Origin of the sequence: Cohnella faecalis (assembly GCF_003570905.1) — a bacterium.
GTDB classification, from domain to species: domain Bacteria; phylum Bacillota; class Bacilli; order Paenibacillales; family Paenibacillaceae; genus Cohnella; species Cohnella faecalis.
In genome coordinates, this window is the sequence record NZ_QXJM01000049.1 from 20,156 (window position 1) to 42,992 (window position 22,837).

Sequence of the window (22,837 nt, forward strand, 5' to 3'; positions counted from 1 at the left end):
TAGGTAAGAGACAGGTAGAGCAATCGCAGGAGGCCGGAATGAACAAAGAAAAGCAAATTGAGCTGCAAATCCAGCAGTTTTACGATAACGTTCCGAATGTGGACGACGACATGCCTCTCAAAGAGTATTTGCTTAAGCACGAGGATAGCCGGATGGCTTGGTATTTGCTCGGGAAGCAGTATGAAGCGAAAGGAGAAGATGCGAAGGCGCTCTACTGCTTCGGGCAATCCGGCGATATTTACGAAGCGTTCGAAGGGAAGCCGAATCCGGGAATACGGGCCGAGGCACCGAAAAAGGACAAAGGGAACCGCGCAGGCTGGATCGTTGCCGCAGGCATTCTGCTGTTGCTCATAGGAGTCGGCATTCCTATTATGAAGGAAATTATGGCTCAGAAGCAGGAAGAAGCAAAATCGGCGAAGCCGACGATTGCCGATTCGGCATCCGGCGGGTTGCCGGAAAAGACGCCTGAAGCAAGCTTGCCACTTGAAGCAAGCGGCGGCTTGGGAGAAAAAGGAACCACTCCGACCGCCGGAGGAGGCTCCGACCCCGGATTGATCGCCGCAGCGGCGTACCCCGATGGTGACGGTCAGCAGGCGCTCGGACAGTTGCTCACTCATAATCCGGACGCAAGCCCGCTTCTGCTTGTGAGCTCTCCCACTCTCGGACGCTATTACGATTGGCTGAAGGGAGGCTCCCCGATCGCATCCGTCACGGGCAGCTCGCAATCCAAAGCCGCTGCCGTGAATTGGTACGATTCGAAGTGGTGCAATTGCCAGCCCGGCGAGGCGTCCGGCGCCCAAGCTTCCATCCCTGCGGCATGGAAGCCGCTGCAAGAGGAGAAGCTGGCGCTTGTATCCGCTCTGGCAAGCTATAAGCAGCAATACGGCAAGCTGCCCGGCTCCGCCGCCGCTTTGAACGGCGATTATCCGAACAACCGGATAGCCGGCTGGTCCGAAGAGATGTCCGGATGGCTGAAGGAGCTGACCGCGGAGAAGCCGATCGACGGGAAACGGGACGAAACGGTCGGCGTAGGTTGGCCCGTCTCGTTCTCTTCACCGGAGTCGGCTGCGGGACAAGCGACTCCGGCGGGAGCTTGGCGGCCTTTTACCGAGCAGCCTCTTGAAATTATAGTGGACAAAACCAGGCACCGCCTCGCGGTCGTCAGCGGAGACGTACTCATTCGCAACTACGAGGTCGGACTTGGAGGGAAGCGAACCCCGGAAGGGCCGTTCGTCATCTCGGAAAAGGTTCGCAATCCGAACGGTCGGACCGACGGCGCATTCGGAAGCCGGGGGATGACGTTGTCCGATACGAGATACGGCATTCACGGCACGGACGAGCCCGACAGTATCGGCAAGGACGAATCGCTCGGCTGCATCCGTATGAAAAAAGCCGATCTCGAGGAACTGTTCGATCTTGTCCCGCTTGGAACGAAGGTCACCATCTCGAAGGGTGGACTGCCCGTCGAGGTTCGCATTCCCGAGCAACGTTTCCGTCTCCCGCAAGAGAAGAACGAGACGAACCCGAACAAAGTATACGACTGGCTGGATTAACCATTCGGAAGCTCTCTTGTTGCCGGCAAGAGAGCTTTTTTATCGAAAAAAATCGGAAATTGTTGTAAGATGAAAGGAAATACATAAGAAGAATCAACGATTGAGCGGAGGAAAGCCCGTTGAAGTCCCGTCGCAAGCATCGAAGCTTCACGGCCGAGCTTTTGGGCTGGATTGTTCTGCTGGTCGTGCTGCCGGTCGGCTTGTTTTTAGCTTACTTTTATGTGAGTAGCACCGATAATACGAAGAGGATGGAAGAGGAGAAGGCCCGGCTAACGAATCGCTCGGCACAGAAGTCGATTGAAAGCTTGGGCGATTCGATATTGGGCGTGACGGTGACGAACGGTTATTGGGAGCAAAGCAGGCAAGCGCTGCTGAACGATGACAAGGAGTGGCTGCAGATCAACATCGGGGACATGCCCTCCATCGTACCGAATATCGACTTTGCCGCCGCAGCCGATCTCAATGGCGATGTTCTCGTTCAATCCGGCGATATCGCAGAGCTTAAGGTTCATATCGGCTTTCCTTTTTTACTGGACAAGCTTCGTTCCTCGCCTACCTTTACGGGGGTGTTGGATACTTCCAGGGGGCTTGCTCTAATTGCGGCGTCCATCGTGACGGACGAGACGGGCAAAGAGCCGACCGCCGGCTATCTCGTAACGGGAAGATTGCTGGAAGACGCCGATCTGCGAAAGGTGCAGGACACGCTTCAAGCGGACGTCTCCGTCTTGCTTAACTCCGGGCAATTTCTCACTTCCGACAGCAGCTCCGAACGAAGCGGCATGCAGGCAATGCCTGAGAAAGCTTCGATCCCAAAGACGACCTTTCAGCTTCAGCGGATCGAAGGCTCTTACCAATCGCTCATGACCGAGCCGTTCTTGGACATGGCCGGCCATGTCATCGGAGCTATTCGTACGCAGAGCGTGTCGGTTTCCTCCGCTCAAGCGGCCGATAACGTTCGCACGCTGTCGTTGTACGCAATCGGAATTTTGATGCTGCTGATCGTTCTCGTCGTCTACTTGCTCCGCCGGCGAATCGTTTTGCCGTTAAGGCATTTCACGGCTTCGTTGGAAGAAGTAGCGGCAGGACGCAAGCTGGAAAAAATGCCGAAGCAAGTGCTGCAGGCGGATGCGGAGATTGTGGAAGCGATCCAGCAAATCGCGGACTGGAATCAATTGCTGGAGCGAACCGTTCGCAACCGGACGGCCGATATTCGGACGCTGCTCGATCATACGCGTCACGGTATCTTGTCCGTCGGGCCCGAACTGAAGGTTAAGGAAGAATACAGCGTGGAATGCGTTCGTCTGTTTGAAGGCGAGCCCGGCGGTTTGCCTATTGCCGAGCTGTTGTATCCGCACGACGAACAGGAAGCTTCGCTCATGCAAGCGATACTGTCCGATTATTTCGCCGAGCGCGATGAGTTCAAGCGGGATATGATCTTTTCCTTGCTGCCGGACGAAATGAGAATCAACGGCCGCACGGTCAAAGCGGAATATATTCCTCTCAGCGAGGAAGAGAGCGCGGACGGATCCGGCGAATCCGTCATGCTTCTGTTAACGGATTTGACGGAAACCCGGGATCTCGAATCGAAGATGCAGCAAGAAAGGCGAGTGCTGGAGATGGTCGTCCAGTCGGTCACCCATCCGGAGGATTACGCCAACATCGTTCGGGATTTCGAAAGCTTCCGCCATACCGAAATAAGGGAGCTGATGGCCTCGGACGCGGAATCTCCTCAAGAGAAAGCGATGAGGATTTACCGAATGGTTCACACGTTCAAAGGAAGCTTCGGCTTCCTGCGATTCGTACATATTATTCCGAGGCTTCACGAGCTTGAGACGGATTTGCTCCGACTGATGGACAACGATAGCCTCAGCTTAATCGAGCTGACGAATTTTTTGCGCGGACAACGCCTGGAGGATTGGCTCCAAGACGATATGGAAGTGCTTCGTTCCGTGCTCGGTCCCGCCTACGAACAGCTTCTGCTTGAGCATGGCGTCAAGCTGGACAAGGAGCAATGGTCGGAAATAGAAAGCATGCTCGACCAAACGTTGCAGCAGCAAGATGACCGGATCTGGCTGGAGAAATTCCGGACGTGGCGGTACAAGAAAGCGGAGACGCTATTCCGGCCATACTCCTCTTATTTGCAAGAGATGGCGGAGCGGAATGGCATTTTGCTCCATCCCGTCGAGCTCAAAGGCGGAGAAATTCCCGTCGATCCCGAGCATCTGTACGGATTCGCAAGATCGTTCGTCCACGTTGTCCGCAACGCCGTCGTTCACGGTATCGAGCCTCCGGACGAACGGGCCGCGCAAGGCAAGGACGAGTACGGAACCGTCTCCTTTTCGGTGGAACGCGTGGACGGCAACCTCCTCATTACGTTTGAAGACGACGGCAGGGGGATCGACGCGGACGCGCTAATTCGCAAAGCCAGGCAGCAAGGGCTTGAAACCGAAGAACTGACGGAGGAGGAGGCTCTCGGTCTTATTTTCGAAGAGAAGCTTTCCACCTCCCAGCAGGTGACGGAGTGGAGCGGACGGGGCGTCGGATTGTCCGTCGTCAAGGAAGAGGTTGAGCAATTGGGCGGAACGATTGAGATTCGCACGAAAATCGGAGCCGGCACATCGTTCGTTTTTACGCTGCCGGAAGGTTCATGGGGAGGGGACGATCGGATTGGAGCCTAATTACGAAGCGGGTGACCCGGATTTATTCCCAGGCTTGCTTTCCTCGGCGGAACAATACCTGGGCACGCTCGGTATCGGCGAGTTAAAGCGGATTTCAACGGAGCAGGGAAGTGACGGCCTTCCATTGGAGGACGTCACCGCGTTCATACAAGTAAGCGGAAGCTTGCAAGGAGGCTTTCTGTTCTCCGCCGATCACAGCCTGTCGCGCGAGCTGGCCAGGAAGTTCATGATCGAAGAGATTACCGATCTCGAGGCCGCCCAATATGCGGTAGAGACGGTCGCGGAAGTGGCGAACGTCATTACGGCCGCATCCTTGAACTCTAGGGAGGAGACCGGAATTTATCTAGGCAATCCGCTTATGATTCTATCTCGCGATATGGGCGTAAGGGCAGGCCGCTACGAGACTCAAGCTTACGAGACGCCTAGCGGCCGCTGCCGTTTCTTCTACATTCCGAAGATGGAGAAGGCGGAGCTCGCGAGCATTGTCACCGTCTGAGACTATACTAGCTAGCTTTTGGAGGGAACTTGACCGTGGCAAAAATAATGATAGTAGACGACTCGGGCGTCATGCGGAAAAATATTCGCACGATATTGGAACGCGGTAATCACGATGTCGTCATGGAAGTGTCCGATGGACGCGAGGTGCTGCAAAATTATATTTACTACAACCCCGATATCGTAACGATGGATATCAGCATGCCCGGTATGGACGGAATCGAGGCGCTTCAAGGGTTGCTGAAGGTGTTCCCCGGAGCCAAAGTCATTATGATCAGCGCGATGGGGCAAAAAGCGCAAGTGTTGGAAGCGATTCGGTACGGCGCGAAATCGTATCTCGTCAAGCCGATCGAAGCGCAGAAGCTGCTCTCAACGGTAACGAACGTTATCAATTTGGACCATTAGACGGCGAAAAAGGGCTTGTCAGCCATAACGGCGCGACAAACCCTTTTATCTTAGCTTGCATGTTCGGTTGATTAGATGTTCAAGGCGAGAAGCGTCGCGAGAGCTCCGACGACAACGACGAATGCTGCCCCGATCCAGATGAGCGCCTTCTTGTTCACTTCTTCTTTGTGCGGGGCGCGGGACGTGATAGGCGGTTTCTTCTTGGCAGTGCTCATTCCAATCAACCTTTCCGTGAGATAGTCATTTTATATCCCAATTGTAATCGTTTTCGCAACAAAACGCCAGATGGCCAATCCCCTCGAAAACACAGTGAAAAGGTAGCTTTCCGGGCCGTTCGCCCTTTTCTTTTCGCTTCGAAAAGGCTACACTGATACGCGAGTGGTTTTCTACGAAAGGATGTCGTATTCATTGCTCTACAAAATAGCGAAGCCGTTCCTGTTTCGGATGGATCCCGAAGCGGCGCATCATCTCATTATAGACGGAATGGGAGGAGCGGCAAAAGTTCCCGGCATAAAGCCTTTGCTGTCCGCCGCATGGGGCGTGAAGGCGACGCCGGATCTGGAGGTCGATTTGTTCGGTCTTCATTTTTCCCACCCGATCGGTCTTGCGGCCGGACTGGACAAAAACGCGAAAGCGGTCGCCGGTTTGTCCAGCACAGGCTTATCGTTCCTCGAAGTCGGAACCGTAACGCCGAAGGGCCAGCAAGGCAACGAGCAGCCGCGTCTATTCCGTTTGCCGCCGGACGAGGCTCTTATTAACCGGATGGGCTTCAACAACGAGGGAGCGGACGCGATGGCGGACCGTCTTGGCAAGCTGGGGCGGCGCCGAATCCCGCTCGCGGTCAATATCGGCAAAAACAAGGCGACGCCGAACGAGAATGCCGCGGACGATTATCGAGCCTGCTTGCAGAAGCTCTATCCGCACGGCGACTTTTTTGTCGTTAACATCAGCTCGCCCAATACGCCGGATTTGCGCGCTCTTCAGCACGGCGACGAATTGAGAACGCTGCTCGACGCCGTTAACGACGAGATGGAGAAGCAGGCGCAACGGCATGGCGGTTTGCCGAAGCCGATTCTCGTCAAGATCGCGCCGGACAACACGGACGAACAGCTTGCCTACATGGCGGACGCCATCGTGCAGAGCGGAATGTCGGGGATTATAGCGACGAATACGACGATCGGACGAGACGGCTTGACGCACGGCAACAAAGCCGAAACCGGCGGCTTGAGCGGACGTCCGCTCACGAACCGTTCGACGGAGGTAATCCGCGCCGTTTATTCTCTTACGAAAGGCAAGCTGCCTATTATCGGCTCCGGGGGAATTTTTACGGCGGACGACGCGTACGATAAAATCCGCGCAGGCGCAAGCCTCGTGGAAGTGTATACCGCGCTCATCTACAAAGGCCCGGGTGTCGTGAAGGAGATTCATACAGGCTTGCGCGAAAGATTGAAGCGGGACGGCTTCTCCCGGATTACTCAAGCGGTAGGCGCAGACCACCGCGCTTAATCGCCGACGCCGTCCGGCGTTTCCGCGCGCAGATGCAGCCTTCCGAAAGCCATACGATAGTAAGGAGGTGGAGCAGGCATGGACGGAAGAGATTGGGGAAAGTTTCTGCTGCCGTATCAACAAGCGGTCGAGGAGCTGAAGGTCAAGCTGAAGTCGCTCCGCTCCGAGTTGAAAGCTCGCGATGAATACGCGCCGATCGAGTTCGTTACGGGCAGGGTGAAACGGATTTCGAGCATACTCGAAAAAGCGAGGAAGATGGCCGTACGCTCGACAAGCTGGAAACGGGCATCGAGGATATCGCGGGCATTCGGATCATGTGCCAGTTCGTAGACGACATTCACCGGGTCGCGGACCTTATCCGCAACCGGAAAGATATGCGGCTCGTCTATGAAAAAGATTATATAACGAATTACAAAGACAGCGGTTATCGCAGCTACCACCTCATCGTCGAATACCCGGTGCAGACTTCTCTTGGCTCCAAGCCGGTGCTGGCGGAAATCCAAATTCGGACTCTCGCGATGAACTTCTGGGCGACAATCGAGCATTCCTTGAATTACAAATACCGGGAGCAGCTTCCCGATCATGTCCGCGAGCGGCTGCGCAAGGCAGCCGAAGGGGCGTTCCAGCTAGATAACGAGATGTCCAGCATCCGGCAGGAGATCGTCGATTCGCAGCAGGAATTCGAGGAAAGCGCCGGAATCGTCCGCAAAGTGATGAATCATATTCAGGAGCTTTATTTTCATCGCAAAATCCGCGAGGCGGCTAACTTCCAGCTTCGGTTCAACGAGCTGTGGGAGCAGGAAGATATTCGCGGCTTGAAGGAATTGTCGGCCGAAATTCAAGCGGCTATCGACCGTGCGGGCAAAGGCGGAGCGTCTTAATATGGCGGGCGTTGGCCGAAATGCGAACGGCTTGGCGGGAATCCGAAGCGATTCCCGCTTTTTGGCGTTCATCGGACACTTCAACGGAGACCGCGATTACTTCGAATGCCATGAGGTCATGGAGGAATTATGGCTTGAGGAAGGAAGGCATCGTTTGCTCCAAGGACTGCTTCAAGCGGCCGTCGGCTTGCATCATTGGGATAACGGCAACTTATCCGGGGCGGCCAAGCTGATGATCGGCTCGCTGGGCAAGCTTGAATTCTACGAGACTGAAGTGCTTGGACTAGATCTGGGAGCTCTTCGCAGAGAGCTAGCCCAATCGCTGGAGGAGCTGTCCCGGAGTCCTTACGACGCTCCTTTTCGCGCATTCGAGTTGGTTTTGACCGAGGAAGGGCTCGCTCTTGCAGTCGAACGATGGTTGAAAGAGAACCGATCTTCGGACAAGGGGAACGACTAGCTTTCGAATCCTTCGATTCCATAAGATCGACCGGTAAGGTATGATGAAAGTATTTCGTATCGATGCGAAAGCAAGCTGGACATTGAGACGGTAAACGGAGAGACTATCGATGGCACTTAAGCTACCTGCTCTTTTCATTACGGAAATGAATCGTCTTCTGGAAGAAGAAGCGGACGAGTTTTTCGCTACATACAACGAGCCGAAGCATTCCGGACTAAGGGCCAACGGTCTTAAGCTAACCGGCGAAGCTTTGCGCGATCTGTCTCCGCTGGTAGGTCCCTCGGAAATTCCGTGGGCGGACGGAGGGTATTATACGTCGGAGGAAATTCGTCCGGGCAAGCACTTGTACTATCATTTGGGTCTTTATTACATTCAAGAGCCCAGCGCGATGCTTCCGGCGGAGCTGCTCGGCGTTCGTCCCGGCGATCGGGTTCTCGATCTTTGCGCGGCTCCCGGAGGCAAGACGACGCAGCTGGCGGCCAAGCTGCAAGGGCAAGGCGTTCTCGTGACGAACGATAATGCGGCGGAAAGGACGAAGGCGCTGGCGAAAAACGTCGAGCTGGCCGGTATCCGCAACGCCGTCGTCTTGAACGAAGAGCCCGGACGGATCGCCGACGCTTTCGGAGCCTGGTTCGATCGCGTGCTCGTGGACGCGCCGTGCTCGGGAGAAGGAATGTTCCGCAAGGATGAGGATATGATCGGTCAATGGGAACGGCATTCGGTGGAGCGCTGCTCGCGGATGCAGGATGCCATTTTGTTGGACGCAGCCCGCTTGGTTGCACCGGGAGGCAGGCTGGTGTACTCCACCTGCACATTTTCTCCCCGTGAAAACGAAGGGACGATTGCGAAGTTTCTTGCCGCGCGTCCGGACTTTTTCGTCGTTTCGACGGATTTGCCCGCTTCGTTCGGGTTCGCTCCCGGCCGACCCGATTGGTTGAACGACGAAGAGAAAGCGGGGCTGGACGAGCCGACGATCGCCTCTTTGGCCGGAACCGTCAGAGTCTGGCCTCACCGAAGCCGAGGCGAGGGGCATTTCGCCGCTCTCCTTGAGCGCAGGCCGGGAGATCAGGCGAACCAAGCATGCTCGGCAACTTTGGCAACGGACGGGGCCTCGATTGCTTCTGCAGCCTATACGGCTGCGGGCACTTTGCCACCCTCCGTCCTGAACGAAAGGGATAATGGGACGAAGGACCAAAAGGCATCTAACGGTTTCCTGAACGAAAGGGATAATGGGACGGACCGCCGAAAGAGAGGAGCGGCCCCTTACCAGGCAGCCCGCCAAAAGCCGGCCCCCAATCACCGCAAGGAAGCCAAGCATCCTGTCCGAGTCGACGAAACGGAGGACGTGCTGAACAAGTTCGAAGAATTCGTCAAAGTCCATTTGAACGAAGGACGTCAATTGCCAGTCTTTCAACAGTCTGGGCGATTGCTCGTTCGAGGGGCAAGCATCTATCTTGTTCCCGCGGAAGTCCCCGTTTTGTCCGGCATGAACGTCGTTCGTCCCGGATGGCTTCTCGGCTCCGCCACGAAGCACCGTTTCGAGCCTTCGCAGGCTTGGGCGATGGGGCTAACTAGCCGGGACGCGGTTCGTTCGCTTAGGCTCTCGTCCAGCCATCCCGACAGCCTGCGATATTTGAAGGGAGAGACGCTGCAGCCAGCGGAGGCGGACATCGTTGGACCGGATGGCATAACGCCAGTCGGAGGCAAAGGATGGACGCTTGTCTGCATCGACGGTTTTCCCGCCGGTTGGGGACGATACGACGGAACGCTACTGAAAAACGAAAGGCTCCCCGGCTGGCGCTGGGTATAGAGCGAACAGGGAAGAAGGCGGCATAAACCGATGAAATCGACGATTCGATTAGATAAAATGCTAGGCAATCTCGGATACGGCACAAGAAGCGGCATCAAGAGCCTCGTACGACAAGGAGCCGTATCCGTGAACGGTCTCATGGCGAAAGATCCGGGGATGCAGATCGATCCGCAAGCCGATACAGTCGTACTCGACGGAGAGACGATACGTTATCGGGACACCGTCTACGTCATGCTTCATAAGCCGGCAGGCGTCGTATCCGCCACCGAGGATAAGCGCGACCGGACGGTGCTCGATCTGATCGACGACGAGGATATAACGGTATTCGTCCCATTTCCCGTAGGCCGGCTCGACAAAGACACGGAAGGGCTATTGCTGCTTACGAACGACGGGAAGCTGTCGCACGAGCTGCTCTCTCCTCGCAAGCACGTACCGAAGACGTACCGGGCTCTCGTCGCGGGACAAGTCGCTGAAGCGGATGTCAAAGCTTTCGCCAAGGGGGTGACTCTGGACGACGAGTACGTCACCTTGCCCGCGCAGTTGTCCGTGCTCGAAGTCGTCGCCGGCGGAGCCGAGCCGACGCAGCCGTCTATGATCTACGCCTTTAGTCGGGCGGCTGACATACCGGAAGACGCAGCGAATTTAAGCTGGATAGAGCTCGTTATTCACGAAGGCAAATTTCATCAAGTGAAGCGAATGTTCGAAGCCGTCGGAAAAAAGGTGCTTTATTTGCGCAGAGAATCGATGGGCCCGCTGCATTTGGACGAGTCTCTCGCTCCGGGACAATGGCGGGAGCTTGCGGAAGACGAGCTTGAGAGCTTGCGTAATTTTAGGAAAGACGGGTAGAGAAATGGCATATTCCATCATTGCACTCGACATCGACGGTACTCTTCTGAACGACGATCACAAGCTGACGCCGCGAGTGATCGCAGCTGTTCGAAGCGCGGCCGAGCAAGGCGCTGAAATTGTTCTGTGTACGGGACGCGGCTCTTCCAGCGCGCTGCCCGTCTTGAACGAGCTCGGAATGCAAGGAACGATGATTACCCATAACGGTTCATCGATCGTCGACAGCGCGACTCGCTCCGTCATTTACGAAATGGCGATCGAGCCCGAATTGGCGAACCGTTACCAGAGCTATTTGCGGGAGCGCCAAATCCATTTTGATATGAATACTTCCTTCGAGCTATACGTCGACAGCCTTCCGGAAGACATCGCGGCTATGTACGAGAGATTCCACGTTCTTCCCGTCGTTCGTTCGCCGGAAGACGCGCTTCCCGCAGGCACGGTCAAATTATCCGTCTATGCGCCGTCTAGCGTGCTGGACGAGCTTGAACGCGACTGGACGGATTGGGCGCACGATTTGCAGACGATTCGAAGCGGGGATTTTTTCATCGATATTCAGCACCCCCATGCGACCAAGGGCAAAGCACTCGAACGGCTGGCAGCTATGAGAGGAGTTGCGCGCGAACGTATTTTGGCGATTGGGAATTATTATAACGATATCGGGATGCTTTCTTTTGCGGGCTTCGGAATCGCGATGGACAATTCCCCGGCGGAAGTGAAAGCGGAAGCCGACGAAGCGACCGCGTCGAACAACGAGGATGGCGTAGCGCTGGCGCTGGAGCGCCATGTTTTAAGCAACGGCTAGGTTTGACAGCTGCCGAACACAAAAAAAAAGCAAGCCGGCCGGCTGCCGGGCTTGCTTCGCGTTCTATCGGGGGTTCTGACGCCCCCGATCCCCTGTTACGAATTAATAAAAGCCAGTGCGCAGAATGATTACGAGCAGAATGAACAAGACCAGCACGAAGGCTGCGGAAGATCCATAACCGCCGACAACACCGGACATGCGAATTCCTCCTTCATGATTGAGGTGTGGGTTCCGAGACAGGTTCGCCGTCGCCTTCGCGATGCTGCGATCCGTGCTTCGGTCTACACTTATACTATGATGAATATCGCTAGCCGACTGGACATTTATCCCGATTCTGCGATTTTGGGTAGGAGCGGAATATAATAAATAAACGGCTCGTTAGGCCGGCGATCGACGTGCAGGATGCGAAATAGGCAAAAAGAAAAGCGTTCGCGTTATTTGCGAACGCCTTTGCCGCCGCTTGGCGAGGCGATTAGACTTTGCCCCGTGCGAGACGAAATGGTCGCGTAATCGGTCACCCGGTTTTTGCCGGACGTTTTGCTGTGGTACATCGCTTGGTCGGCTTGCTTCAAGAGTGTCTCGCCGTAACCGGGGACCGTCGAATCGTCGGGATCCGATAAGGAAAAGCCGACGCTGATCGTGACGATGCTTTCCTTCTCCGTCCGCAATCGGATCGACTCGGCCGTCTGGAAGACCGTTTGCGTCGGCCCGTTCACGAATGCGACCAGTTCCTCGCCGCCGTAGCGGCCGGAAAGACCGATTCCGTCCGTCTCTTCCATGAGTATAGCGGCAACCTGCTTAAGGACTCCGTCGGCTTTATGGTGCCCTTGCGTGTCGTTCAGACGCTTGAAGTTGTCGATGTCGCAGAAGATAACGCCGACCGGCTTGCCGGAACGGAGCGCTCGATCCAATTGCCCGGAGAAAAACCTCCGGTTATACAAATTCGTCAGCCCGTCCGTAATCGACGATCGGTAAGCCGTCTGCAGAAGCTCGACCACTCTTTCGAACAGGACCATGAACAACAATACGTAGTAAAAAACGGGAAGCAAGCCCGACAGCGTATCCAGCGCCGCGGAATCCGGCTCCCAGTAGCCGATTGCGATTTCGGAAAGCTGAGCGGCGAAGGCGACAATCAAGCTTGCCGCGTATTTGAATCGTTGACCGACATGGGGCGCCAACATGAGAGCGAACAGCGGGGAGAGAACCAACAGGTACCCGTCCAAAGCGGGGGTGCGGGACATGGCGGCTTCCAGCGTATAGTCCTGCGAGGAGCTTCCCGGCAGCAAGCCGGCAATCGCTATCATAACTCCGAAGACGAGAAGGCCGTAGAACCAAAGCTTCGTTCGGGAACGTTTTTTGTGATAGAGCTCGAAAACGGCAAAATTGATGACGATAAATGCGAACACTTGCAGCAGCTTCCCTACAAATGCGAGGATGGTTGATACCGGAACGAGTCCTACGGACAAGGCGAGTTGGAGCGAATGATGAACGAGTATGAAGCCGAGCGAGACGAGCAGCGAACGGAATGCGGCTCGGCGATTGCGGGCGTAAAGTCGAAAAGACATGAACAGCATCAGGCCGCGATGACGACCGAAGTGGAAGAGGAGAACAGGAGACCGGGATTTTGCAAGGCTAATGCATCGAAGTTCATACGCGGCTCCTTTGATTGAATTGAGCGCCGAAGAACGAATCGGCGATCGCTTCCGGCATAACCGTCTTGCGGCGGCTGTTTACAGAAACATACGTTCTACTATATCATAAATGTGTCAGGCCGAGAAGGTCGTGAGGCAGAGGAGGAATCGCCCGTGAACATTTTACAGGCGTTGTTTTTCCCCCGGAGCAACCGGGCGGAGTCTCTTCCATGGTGCCTTATATCGTAGAGCGGTTTCGCAAAATAGGCTGGGAGATGGAGATGTTCTCCTTGCCGAAGCGAATACGCAACAAAGGGCAGGAAGAAATTGAATTCGATACGTTCGATTGGCGGCCCTATGCGGGGAACCTCGTCGTGGAGCGATATATTCAGACTTACAAGGATTATTTGTGGTGGACCAAGCTTAGGCTCAAGGAGCAGAAATACGATCTGATCCATGCGCATCATCCGATCGCGGCGTTGGCGATGAGCCGGGTTTTCCCGGATATTCCGGTCGTTATGACGGTCCACTCCAGCTTCGAGAGAGAGCTCATGCTTAACGGTCGCATTGAAGCCGGCGGCGCCGAGGAGAAATTTTTAACTTCCATTTACAGAGAGCTTGAGCAACGAACGTCCCGGCTGACGACGGTTTCTCATTCTTTCGCGGCCTATATGGGAGCGTTCCTCGATCATCCCGAACGGATCCAGGTTATCCCTAACGGCTACGACGAAAAGCGCTTCAAACCGATTTCCCACGATAACGAGGTTGCGCAGCTCGTAACGGTATGCCGCCTCGTGCCGGCCAAAGGATTGGATATCTTGCTCCAAGGGTGTGCGGAGCTGCGCAAGCGTAACCGTCCGTTCGTGCTCCACATGATCGGGGATGGTCCGATCAGGGAAGAGCTGGAGACGATGGCTCAGAAGCTGGGCATCTATGACGATACGATTTTTTACGGCTACATGCTTCATCCGGAGGAACTGCTTCCGTTCTTCGACGTGTTCGTCCTTCCGTCACGGGCGGAATCGTTCGGCTCCGTGTTTGCGGAAGCCGCGTTATGCTTGCTTGCGCTTGTCGGAACCAATGTAGGAGGCATTGCCGAGCAAATCGAGAACGGAGTGAACGGACTGCTAGTCCCTCCGGAAGATCCGGTCGCTCTCGCCGACGCTCTGGAGACGTTCATCACGGATCCCCATTTTCGATACGAAATGGCTCGCGCGGCTTCGAACAAAGCAAAAAAGACGTACTCTCTTAACCGGGTCATCGGCGAGTTGAAGCGCAATTATCTTTCTCTGACCGAAGGCTTGGACGAAGGCGAGTCCGTAGAAGAAACCGAAGAAAGCTGACCGGATAGGGAGGACGCGAAAAATGGGAACTCCGGGAGTGTCCTTTACGTTCATTCATGCGGCGGACCTTCATCTCGACAGTCCTTTCCGGGGCTTGGACAGAGCGGACGGCGCCGTAAGAGATCGACTGCGGGAATCGACGTTCGCAGCGCTCCGACGGTTGACGGCTTTAGCCAAGCGGGAAAAAGCGGATTTCGTCGTGCTTGCGGGGGATCTCTACGACGCGTCGGACCGTTCCTTGAAAGCACAATTGCGGCTTCAACGGGAGCTTGAGGAGCTTACGAGAGAGGGAATCGGAATATTCGTCGTCCACGGCAACCACGATCCGGAGAGCGGCCGTCAGGCGAAGCTTGCTCTGCCTGAAGGCGTTCATGTCTTCGGATCGGATGAGGTGGAATGCTTTCCCGCTTTCAGAAGAGATGGGCGTCTTGCCGCCCATGTATATGGCATTTCTTATCCGACGCCGAGCGTGTCGGATAATTTGGCGCTCCGCTTTCGGAAACGGGAAGGAGCGCCGTTTCATTTGGCGCTGCTTCACGGCAACGTCGACGGCCAGCCCGGTCACGACAATTACGCGCCATGCAAGCTTAGCGAACTGACGGCCGCGGGATTCGACTACTGGGCGCTCGGACACGTACACGACCGCCGGACGGTTCATGAATATCCGCATGTTGTCTACCCCGGCAATCTGCAAGGACGCAGCATACGCGAGACAGGCCGAAAGGAGCCTATGTCGTCCGCGTGTCGGATGCGGGACGAATCGAAATGACGTTCGCCGACTTGGCTGACGTCGTCTGGCAGGAAGCGGACGTTTCTATTGCCGGAGCATACGGCGAGCAGGAGCTGAAGGATAGATTGGCGGAAGCGGCGGAGAAAGCTCGGGCGCAAGCGCGAGGCCGTCCGTCCGTCGTCAGGTTTCGATTGCTCGGAAGCGGTCCGCTGCACGAGGAGCTTTTGTCGGAATCGCTGGCGGACGATTGGGTTCGGGAGCTGAGGGAATGGCTCGGCTCTCCGGAAGACCGCGAGGATTGGATATGGGCGGAATCGATGAAGATTCGCACATCCGGAACGGGCGACGAGCTCGCCGATCTCCCGGAAGAGGATGGTTTTATCGGGGAGCTGGTGCGAACGGGGCGCTCGGCGGCAGAGTCGCCGGATGAGTCGAAGCGGCTTCTCGACGAAGCTATGGAAGCTCTTAGGCACCAGCCGAAGATTCGGCAATGGGTGGCCGGAAGGACGGACGCCGATCGGGAAGAACTGGTGAGCCGGGCGTTAAGCCGAGCCCTCGCGCTGCTGATTCGGGAGGATCAACGATAATATGAACGAGGCATGACGGCGCGCTTGGCCGTCACGGGGAGAGACGGAGGAGAGAACGGATGCAAATTCGCGAGCTGCAGGTGGACGGATACGGGGCGCTGCATGGAATAAGCTGCGCGTTCGATGCTCCCGTTACCGTTCTATACGGTCCCAACGAAGCCGGAAAAAGCACGCTGCTTCGCTTTATCAGGAGCATGCTGTACGGTTTTCCTACCCGAAAGGAGCCGGTCGAACGAGGCGAGCCCGTCGGCGGGGGCCGGCACGGGGGCCGGCTTCTTTTGCTTTCTTCGTCGGGGCGGGAGCTGACTCTCGAAAGGCATTCCGATGGATCGACGGGTAACGGAGGAAGAAAAAACGGCACTTCCGGCTTTGCGATTCGGGACGGTTCGGGTGTGTTCCTGCCGATTTCCCAGAGCGAGTGGGAGCGATCCGAGCTTGGAGGAGTATCCGAGCGATTGTATCGGCAGCTGTTCTCGGTTTCTCTGGACGAGCTTCACGAGCTGCGAACGCTTCAGGGCGAAGAGGTCGGCAATTATTTGTATCACGCCGGCGTAATGGGAGGCAGGGCTCTGACGGAAGCCCGGCGAACGCTGGCTGCCGAGATGGACAAGCTGTTCAAGCCCAAGGGGACGACTCCGGAGATGAATAAGCTGTTGGCGTTAATAAAGGAGACCGAGTCTTCTATTCGCCAGCGGAGAAACGATGTTCATTACTATAACGAGACGGTAGATGCGCTGACCGAAACGGAGAGCAGGCTGACTCTGGCAGATCGTTCGTTGCCGGAGTTGAAAGCGCAGGCCGCGGACTCAGGCCGTGCCTTGGAGCTTCGCGAATGGTGGCTGAAAGGACTGGCCGCTGAGAGGGAAGAGGCCGAATGCGCCGCGCAATTGAGCGATCCGCTTGCCGACCCGCTGCCTGAGGATGCCGCTGTCGTCTGGGCGGTTCTCGTCAATGAGCGGGAAGCTGCAACGGATCGGCTTGAACAGGCGAAGCGCGTTCTTGACGAGAAAGCTCGGGCGCGAGCTCGCTTGAGCTGGGATGAAGGAATGGTTGACGCGGCTGCGGAGCTGGAACGGCTGGATTCGTTAAGGGAGACGACCGTATCCAGACGGGAAGAGCTTGCGAGCTTGCTGGTCGAGGCGCGTGCTGCAAATGAGCAAATCGACGATTGGCTGGCCCGGATATCTCCGCATTGGACGGAGAAGGAGCTTCAAGTCTTCTCCGGGACGACGGCTGAGCGAGAGCAAGCAAGGCGAATGCAGCAAGCTTGGGGAGAGGCGGACCGGGCGCTCGAGAGACTCGATGCCGAGGCGAGGCGGCTGGAACGGCAAAAAGAGGCTTGGCTTATTCAGCGGCGGGACGATTTTTTGGATTCTGAGGTGACCGCTCGTAGTATGTCGGAGCTCGGGAGCGAGAATCGGTCAAGCGTGATTTTCAAGCCTGCCGATAAAGCATCGCTGCTTCAGGAATGGCTTGGCCTTGAGGAACAGTTGCGTCTGCTGGAACGAGCGCGAGCAACCGCTCACGCTCAGCAAGCTTCGGCGTTGCAAGCCAGTAGGCGATCGGTTCGCGGAAGAAACGATAATCGAGCGGCGGGAGGAGGCTTGCTGCTCGCGCTAAGCGGTGTAACGGCCGCTGCGGCTTTCATTGTGTTAGCGGTTAATGGGCTCACGCCTATTTCCTACGGGATAGCGGGAGTGTTGTTGTTTGCCGCCGTAGCGACTGCATCTGCGACAGCCCTAATGCGGAGGAGAGAAGCACGTGCCGTTCGTACAGGCTCACGACAAGGGGTGGATTCCGCTCAGACGGAGTCCAATCAGGCCGTGCAGGCGCAAATGCAGCTGGTGTCGGATAGGATTCGGAGATTGGTTGCGAATGCTGATTCGGGAGCGGCGGTTTTTTCGGCGGGCGGGAAGGATTACGAGTTGTCGGTGCGTAACTTGGACGATGCGGGCTGGTCGGTTTTTCGCGAAATTGCCTATGCCCGAATGGATGAGCTCGAGCGGGAAGAACGGGCTAACGAGAAGGAACGCGAACGCGTTCGGCGCCTTGGCGAATTCGACCGCGAAGCCGAAGCGATTCATCGCGAGCTTGGCCGGATGGACGCGGAACGCGACCGTCTCCATATGCAATGGCGAGAGTGGCTGGAGCAACGCAAGCTTCCGGCCGAGCTTGTGCCTGAAGGGATGCCGGAGCTGTTCGGTTTGGCGGAGCAAGCTCAGACGCTGCAAAGACGGAAGGAGCGGCTCCAGGAGCGGGCAGAGCAGCTGCGTGCTGCGATTGCCGATTTTGAACGTGCAGCCGGTTCATTGCTTGAGCAGTTTCCTGCTCCGGCTCGCTCTCCGGCGACGCTGCCCTGACGGTCGCTTGGGCATATCGCGAGGCGCGGAAGCATGTCGCCGTTCGAGAAGAGGCGGAACGCGCCGATGTCCGTATCCTCGATGCGGAAGAAGCCGCCGAAGCGTCCCGCCGGCTGCTGGAGATCAAAGAGGCTGCCGTGACGAAAGCTGTGCGTAACGCAGGGGAAAGCAACGCGGACGGATATGAACGGCGGTTGCGCTTGGACGAACGCAGAAGAGCGCTCCGCCGCGAACGCGGTGAAATCTCGCTTCGCTTGCAAGCAGGACGCTCGGAAGAGGAAACGGCTGCTTTGCTTCGGCTTCTCGAGACTCATGACGAAGCGGCTTTGATCGATATAAGCGTCGAAAGCCGGAATCGGCTGTCCGCGTCAGAAGCGGAGAGAACGGAGCTTCTCGAGCGCCGGGGACGCTTGACGCAAGAGCTGGAACGATTGCGCTCGGAAGCCGAAGAGAAGTCGGGAGCACAGTCGCTTCGGGAGCAGGAAAGCCGTTTGGAGCGTTTGACGGAGCAGTATGCCGTTCTAGCTCTAAGCGAGACGCTGCTTCGACGAACGAAGGCTGTGTTCGAGCAGGAAAAACAGCCGGAGGTGCTGCAAACGGCTTCCGCCTATTTCGGGCAAATGACGGGTGGAATTTATCGGAGAGTTATCGCCCCCGGCGATTCCAACACCTTGCTTGCGGAGACGTCCGATCGTCGTACGATCGATAGCATTTTTTTAAGCCGAGGAACACAAGAGCAGCTCTATTTGGCAATGCGACTGGCTCTGGCCGACGCTGCCTCCAGAGTTCATCCGCTCCCGTTGCTTCTGGACGACTTGTTCGTCCATTTCGATGAAGCCCGATTGCGAAATACGATTCCAGTCATAGGCGACATCGCGAAAAAAAGGCAGGTTATTCTTTTTACATGCCATCGCCATATCGCGGAATCGTTCGAACGAGAGCTTGCCGATTCAAGCATCGTACGGCTAAATGGCGGAACCGTGCGTCCCGCGAGTGCTGCATCGGTGTAGCTGTGGTATGTTCGCAGTCGCTCTTCCGTCCAACCGTCCGAGATAGTAACCGAGAGTGCCTTATTTCGGCGCTCTTCCGTCCAACCGTCCGAGATAGCAACCGAGAGTGCCTTATTCCGGCGCTCTTCCGTCAATCCGCCGTATATAGTAACCGAGAGTGCCTTATTCCGGCGCTCTTCCGTCAATCCGCCGTATATAGTAACCGAGAGTGCCTTATTCCGGCGCTCTTCCGTCCAATCGTCCGAGATAGTAACCGAGAGTGTCTTATTCCGGCGCTCTTCCGTCCAATCGTCCGAGATAGTAACCGAGAGTGCCTTATTCCGGCGCTCTCCCGTCCAACTGTCCGAGATAGTAACCGAGAGTGCCTTATTCCGGCGCTCTCCCGTCAATCCGCCGTATATAGTAACCGAGAGTGCCTTATTCCGGCGCTCTCCCGTCAACCCGCCGTATATAGTAACCGAGAGTGCCTTATTCCGGCGCTCTCCCGTCAACCCGCCGTATATAGTAACCGAGAGTGCCTTATTCCGGCGCTCTTCCGTCCAATCGTCCGAGATAGTAACCGAGAGTGCCTTATTCCGGCGCTCTTCCGTCAATCCGCCGTATATAGTAACCGAGAGTACCTTATTCCGGCGCTATTCCGTCCAATCGTCCGAGATAGTAACCGAGAGTGCCTTATTCCGGTGCTTTCCCGTCAATCCGCCGTATATAGTAACCGAGAGTGCCTTATTCCGGCGCTCTTCCGTCCAACCATCCGAGATAGTAACCGAGAGTGCCTTATTCCGGCGCTCTTCCGTCCAATCGTCCGAGATAGTAACCGAGAGTGTCTTATTTCGGCGCTCTCCCGTCAATCCGCCGTATATAGTAACCGAGAGTACCTTATTTCGGCGCTCTTCCGTCCAACCGTCCGAGATAGTAACCGAGAGTGCCTTATTCCGGCGCTCTTCCGTCAATCCGCCGTATATAGTAACGAGAGTGCCTTATTCCGGCGCTCTTCCGGTAGCGTCAAGAAGTTTGTGTAGTAGGTTTTTCCATCGGATGATGGACATGATTTTAGGTTTTAGAGTTGGCGGAGAGCGCAGCTCAAGCGAAGGCGCGGGAGATTGGTTTTTGTGGCGCTACTCCTCGGATGTTATCTTGTCCGAATATCGTGCCTCAAACATCTCGGTTAACCTCTTCTTCACTTCAGGATCTGCAAACCCACGTATGGCGCGACTTTCGTTACGTTCGTTGTAGTCGATTGCTTGCAAGTAAACGATCTTCTCTGCCGCATCCATGTTCGTTAAACTATTCATCGGCTTGAGTCTCTTGCGGATTTCCTTATTCATCCGCTCGATTGGGTTGGAAGTGTAAATGGCTTCCTTGATGAGGCTGGGAAATTTGTAAAAGGTCAGCAACGTAGGCAGTTGCTCCTTCCAAAGTTCCATCTCTTTTGGATACAATTTGCCCCACTTTGCGTAAACCGTGTCGAAGGCTGCTAATGCAAGATCTTTGTCCTCAGCCGTGTAAACCGTTTTGATATCCTCGATAACTTCCGTTCGATGTTGCACCCGGATTTTTGGGAAAGTAGCACGGACTTTGTGCACCACACAATGCTGCACGTCGGCTTTCGGGTAAGTCTCGCGGAAGGCTGCTTCAAGCCCTGTCAGGCCGTCAAACACGCCGAGCAGCACGTCTGTCGCCCCGCGTTTATAAAGATCTTTGAGTACTTCCCGCCAGCCATTTGAACTCTCTTGGCCGCCAATGTAGAAGCCAAGGATTTGCCGGTGACCATCTTCGTCGATCCCCATCGCAAAGTAAACGACTTCGCCACTTACGGTGCCGCGTTTGAGTTTGACGTAAAGACCGTCGAGATAAATAACTGAGTAACGTTTCTTTAGCGGGCGCTGCAGCCAGATTTGAATGTCCTCCAACACTGTCGCTGTAATATTACTGACGGTCGTAGGCGAATATTGGCTACCAAACATGCTTTCAATGAAACGGGCGACGTCTCGTGTGCCCATACCGCTTTTGTACATCTGAATAACAGCTTCCTCTAGCCAACCATCTCGGCGCTGATACGGCTCGAATACGCTGGTTTGGAATTGGCCATTACGGTCACGTGGTACCTGGAGATCTTCAATGTGACCATACTTCGTGTGGAGGGTGCGCGTGTAATAACCGTTCCGGCTATTACGCTGATGTTCTTCCTGCTCCTCCAACATGTGTTTGATTTCAGCTCGCATGATCGTCTCAATGTTCTGTTTCACAAACTGTGTGACAAGATTTTCAAATAGATCGTTAAGCATGTTTTCGGGTATAGTAGTCATCGAGTAGGGCTCCTTCTTGGTGGCGTCGTAACCCCGAGAATACCCTACTTTTTTTTGTTTTGGTAAGACTCCAAAACATGGTACACAAACAATTTTACGTCATCGCTCTTCCGTCAATCCGCCGTATATAGTAACCGAGAGTGCCTTATTCCGGCGCTCTTCCGTCCAATCGTCCGAGATAGTAACCGAGAGTGTCTTATTTCGGCGCTCTCCCGTCAATCCGCCGTATATAGTAACCGAGAGTACCTTATTTCGGCGCTCTTCCGTCCAACCGTCCGAGATAGTAACTGAGAGTGCCTTATTCCGACGCTCTTCCGTCAATCCGCCGTATGTAGAAACCGAGGTTGCTCAGTGAACGAAACTCCCGAAGCATCAGGACGGTTCATTGAACTCATAGCTTCGGCTTAAGCGCGCGGTCGCGGGATATGAGAAACAGCCAGCCCAAGCTGAATAATCCGAAGGTGGGATACAGCGTCGACAGCAGCGTGCCGAATCCGAATTGTCCGATGACGAAGCAGAAGCTGAGCAGGGCGGCGGTAATGATCCATGGCGCAAGCCCGGTGCGGGAATTCAACTGAAGCGTCAATCCGTAGGTGTCCGCCACGAGCGTCGTGAAAATTTCCATGAAAATGAGCAGCACGAAAATCCAATGAATCCACGGGCCCAATTCTCTCGCGATGCCGCCCATTGGAATATCGAATTGGGAAATGCCCGGCATACGGGCTGACAGAGTCATATGGCCTGAGAGCAGCAGGATGCCTATTCCGATGCCGCCCAGCCATGCTCCGCGGCGCAACGTTCTAGCGTCGCCGATCGCGGTGCCTAACGGAACGAGAACGGCCTGCGACATGGCCAAATTAAATGCGGCGTACAGGAATGGAGACAATCCGGCGGCCCACGGCGATAAGTCGCTCGCGAGCGTCAACCAGCGATTGGCGCCGGGCTCTTGGAGAGTATCGTAGACGAGCAGCACGGTGAACGCCATCATGACCGGAACGACGATAGAGTTGATGACCATAATGCTCTCGATTCCATTGCGCAGGAGCAAAAAACAACCCGCGATCGTAATAAGGAGGCCGCTCTGATAGCCGAGATTGAGATGCTCTGAAAAAATCGTTCCCGCGCCGGCCAGCATGACCGCATTGACGCACAGCAAGACGATCAGCATGACGTGGCTTATGAGTCTTCCGGCGTGATCACCGAACAAGTGCTTATTCAAGTCTTCATAGGATCTCGCTTTCAAATCAGCTGCAAGCAGCATGACCTTCGCTCCGATCCATACGAAAAAAAACGTCGACAAAAGAATGAGCAGAGGCCCCCATTGACCGAACCGGGTAAAAAACTGCATCACTTCCTTGCCCGACGCGAAACCCGCACCGACGACCGTTCCGATGAACGTGAACGCGACTTGCGCGCTCCGAAGCCATGATTTCATAG

General features: G+C 55.6%; 18 protein-coding genes and 2 pseudogenes. 15 read left to right on the forward strand and 5 right to left on the reverse strand.

Going from position 1 to position 22,837, the window contains the following annotated elements:
- The first annotated feature begins 38 nt into the window (after nucleotides 1-38).
- The 4 genes from D3H35_RS27090 to D3H35_RS27105 all read left to right on the forward strand — a co-directional run bounded on the left by D3H35_RS27090 (nucleotide 39) and on the right by D3H35_RS27105 (nucleotide 5,131).
- The gene (locus tag D3H35_RS27090) at nucleotides 39-1,553 is read left to right on the forward strand and encodes a L,D-transpeptidase (RefSeq protein WP_119152244.1); all 1,515 of its coding nucleotides are present in this window, start codon (nucleotides 39-41) and stop codon (nucleotides 1,551-1,553) included.
- 119 nt (nucleotides 1,554-1,672) lie between these two features.
- Nucleotides 1,673-4,231, forward strand: a complete 2,559-nt coding sequence (locus tag D3H35_RS27095; RefSeq protein WP_119152245.1) for an ATP-binding protein — start codon at nucleotides 1,673-1,675, stop codon at nucleotides 4,229-4,231.
- Nucleotides 4,221-4,727, forward strand: coding sequence for a chemotaxis protein CheX (locus D3H35_RS27100; RefSeq protein ID WP_158594302.1), 507 nt, complete (start codon nucleotides 4,221-4,223; stop codon nucleotides 4,725-4,727). Before D3H35_RS27095 ends, D3H35_RS27100 begins: the two co-directional genes overlap by 11 nt.
- 35 nt (nucleotides 4,728-4,762) lie before the next feature.
- A complete protein-coding gene (locus D3H35_RS27105) occupies nucleotides 4,763-5,131 on the forward strand; it encodes a response regulator (protein WP_199728622.1) in 369 nt (122 codons plus the stop codon).
- Between the two features lie 71 nt (nucleotides 5,132-5,202).
- On the opposite strand, the gene D3H35_RS31505 is transcribed toward D3H35_RS27105, so the two are convergent.
- Nucleotides 5,203-5,346 (reverse strand): hypothetical protein, encoded by a 144-nt coding sequence (locus D3H35_RS31505; RefSeq protein ID WP_199728623.1) that lies wholly within the window; start codon nucleotides 5,344-5,346, stop codon nucleotides 5,203-5,205.
- A gap of 193 nt (nucleotides 5,347-5,539) precedes the next feature.
- Between D3H35_RS31505 and D3H35_RS27110 the strand changes: the two genes are divergently transcribed.
- The 6 genes and pseudogenes from D3H35_RS27110 to D3H35_RS27135 all read left to right on the forward strand — a co-directional run bounded on the left by D3H35_RS27110 (nucleotide 5,540) and on the right by D3H35_RS27135 (nucleotide 11,433).
- Nucleotides 5,540-6,637 (forward strand): quinone-dependent dihydroorotate dehydrogenase, encoded by a 1,098-nt coding sequence (locus D3H35_RS27110; protein WP_199728624.1) that lies wholly within the window; start codon nucleotides 5,540-5,542, stop codon nucleotides 6,635-6,637.
- 78 nt (nucleotides 6,638-6,715) lie between these two features.
- Nucleotides 6,716-7,518, forward strand: a pseudogene (locus tag D3H35_RS27115) (GTP pyrophosphokinase).
- A gap of 1 nt (nucleotide 7,519) precedes the next feature.
- Nucleotides 7,520-7,975, forward strand: coding sequence for a DUF309 domain-containing protein (locus D3H35_RS27120; protein WP_119152247.1), 456 nt, complete (start codon nucleotides 7,520-7,522; stop codon nucleotides 7,973-7,975).
- Between the two features lie 109 nt (nucleotides 7,976-8,084).
- Nucleotides 8,085-9,785: an RsmB/NOP family class I SAM-dependent RNA methyltransferase gene (locus tag D3H35_RS27125; protein WP_119152248.1), complete on the forward strand. Its 1,701-nt coding sequence runs from the start codon at nucleotides 8,085-8,087 to the stop codon at nucleotides 9,783-9,785.
- 30 nt (nucleotides 9,786-9,815) lie between these two features.
- Nucleotides 9,816-10,631, forward strand: coding sequence for a pseudouridine synthase (locus tag D3H35_RS27130; protein ID WP_119152249.1), 816 nt, complete (start codon nucleotides 9,816-9,818; stop codon nucleotides 10,629-10,631).
- A gap of 4 nt (nucleotides 10,632-10,635) precedes the next feature.
- Entirely contained in the window at nucleotides 10,636-11,433 is a 798-nt protein-coding gene (locus tag D3H35_RS27135) for a Cof-type HAD-IIB family hydrolase (protein ID WP_119152250.1), read from the forward strand.
- A 102-nt stretch (nucleotides 11,434-11,535) separates the two neighbouring features.
- Here the strand turns inward: D3H35_RS27135 and D3H35_RS27140 are convergent, their stop codons facing one another.
- Nucleotides 11,536-11,631, reverse strand: coding sequence for a YjcZ family sporulation protein (locus D3H35_RS27140; RefSeq protein ID WP_119152251.1), 96 nt, complete (start codon nucleotides 11,629-11,631; stop codon nucleotides 11,536-11,538).
- A gap of 236 nt (nucleotides 11,632-11,867) precedes the next feature.
- Nucleotides 11,868-12,998, reverse strand: a complete 1,131-nt coding sequence (locus tag D3H35_RS27145) for a GGDEF domain-containing protein (RefSeq protein WP_158594303.1) — start codon at nucleotides 12,996-12,998, stop codon at nucleotides 11,868-11,870.
- Nucleotides 12,999-13,238: 240 nt separating this feature from the next.
- On the opposite strand from D3H35_RS27145, the pseudogene D3H35_RS27150 reads away from it, so the two are divergent.
- From D3H35_RS27150 to D3H35_RS27170, 5 genes and pseudogenes are all read left to right on the forward strand, one after another.
- Nucleotides 13,239-14,407: pseudogene (locus tag D3H35_RS27150) on the forward strand (glycosyltransferase family 4 protein).
- Nucleotides 14,408-14,429: 22 nt separating this feature from the next.
- Nucleotides 14,430-15,176 carry a metallophosphoesterase family protein gene (locus tag D3H35_RS27155; RefSeq protein WP_119152254.1) on the forward strand — a complete coding sequence of 249 codons (747 nt, stop codon included), beginning with the start codon at nucleotides 14,430-14,432 and terminating at the stop codon, nucleotides 15,174-15,176.
- On the forward strand, nucleotides 15,149-15,724 hold the full coding sequence (locus tag D3H35_RS27160; RefSeq protein ID WP_119152255.1) for a hypothetical protein: 576 nt from the start codon (nucleotides 15,149-15,151) through the stop codon (nucleotides 15,722-15,724). Before D3H35_RS27155 ends, D3H35_RS27160 begins: the two co-directional genes overlap by 28 nt.
- A gap of 59 nt (nucleotides 15,725-15,783) precedes the next feature.
- The gene (locus tag D3H35_RS27165) at nucleotides 15,784-18,084 is read left to right on the forward strand and encodes an AAA family ATPase (protein ID WP_119152256.1); all 2,301 of its coding nucleotides are present in this window, start codon (nucleotides 15,784-15,786) and stop codon (nucleotides 18,082-18,084) included.
- Nucleotides 18,085-18,221: 137 nt separating this feature from the next.
- On the forward strand, nucleotides 18,222-19,094 hold the full coding sequence (locus D3H35_RS27170) for an ATP-binding protein (protein WP_119152257.1): 873 nt from the start codon (nucleotides 18,222-18,224) through the stop codon (nucleotides 19,092-19,094).
- Between the two features lie 1,115 nt (nucleotides 19,095-20,209).
- Here the strand turns inward: D3H35_RS27170 and D3H35_RS27180 are convergent.
- Together D3H35_RS27180 and D3H35_RS27185 are read right to left on the reverse strand one after the other, a co-directional pair.
- Nucleotides 20,210-21,400, reverse strand: a complete 1,191-nt coding sequence (locus D3H35_RS27180) for an IS256 family transposase (protein WP_119152259.1) — start codon at nucleotides 21,398-21,400, stop codon at nucleotides 20,210-20,212.
- A gap of 391 nt (nucleotides 21,401-21,791) precedes the next feature.
- Nucleotides 21,792-22,835 carry a YkvI family membrane protein gene (locus tag D3H35_RS27185; RefSeq protein ID WP_119152260.1) on the reverse strand — a complete coding sequence of 348 codons (1,044 nt, stop codon included), beginning with the start codon at nucleotides 22,833-22,835 and terminating at the stop codon, nucleotides 21,792-21,794.
- Nucleotides 22,836-22,837: the final 2 nt, after the last annotated feature.

What these genes read in the sequence shown, in the direction of transcription:
- D3H35_RS27090 (WP_119152244.1), top strand. Translation starts at nt 39, where the DNA reads ATGAACAAAGAAAAGCAAATTGAGCTGCAAATCCAGCAGTTTTACGAT.
- D3H35_RS31505 (WP_199728623.1), bottom strand. Translation starts at nt 5,346, where the DNA reads ATGAGCACTGCCAAGAAGAAACCGCCTATCACGTCCCGCGCCCCGCAC.
- D3H35_RS27120 (WP_119152247.1), top strand. Translation starts at nt 7,520, where the DNA reads ATGGCGGGCGTTGGCCGAAATGCGAACGGCTTGGCGGGAATCCGAAGC.
- D3H35_RS27125 (WP_119152248.1), top strand. Translation starts at nt 8,085, where the DNA reads ATGGCACTTAAGCTACCTGCTCTTTTCATTACGGAAATGAATCGTCTT.
- D3H35_RS27130 (WP_119152249.1), top strand. Translation starts at nt 9,816, where the DNA reads ATGAAATCGACGATTCGATTAGATAAAATGCTAGGCAATCTCGGATAC.
- D3H35_RS27135 (WP_119152250.1), top strand. Translation starts at nt 10,636, where the DNA reads ATGGCATATTCCATCATTGCACTCGACATCGACGGTACTCTTCTGAAC.
- D3H35_RS27140 (WP_119152251.1), bottom strand. Translation starts at nt 11,631, where the DNA reads ATGTCCGGTGTTGTCGGCGGTTATGGATCTTCCGCAGCCTTCGTGCTG.
- D3H35_RS27145 (WP_158594303.1), bottom strand. Translation starts at nt 12,998, where the DNA reads ATGTCTTTTCGACTTTACGCCCGCAATCGCCGAGCCGCATTCCGTTCG.
- D3H35_RS27155 (WP_119152254.1), top strand. Translation starts at nt 14,430, where the DNA reads ATGGGAACTCCGGGAGTGTCCTTTACGTTCATTCATGCGGCGGACCTT.
- D3H35_RS27165 (WP_119152256.1), top strand. Translation starts at nt 15,784, where the DNA reads ATGCAAATTCGCGAGCTGCAGGTGGACGGATACGGGGCGCTGCATGGA.
- D3H35_RS27180 (WP_119152259.1), bottom strand. Translation starts at nt 21,400, where the DNA reads ATGACTACTATACCCGAAAACATGCTTAACGATCTATTTGAAAATCTT.
- D3H35_RS27185 (WP_119152260.1), bottom strand. Translation starts at nt 22,835, where the DNA reads ATGAAATCATGGCTTCGGAGCGCGCAAGTCGCGTTCACGTTCATCGGA.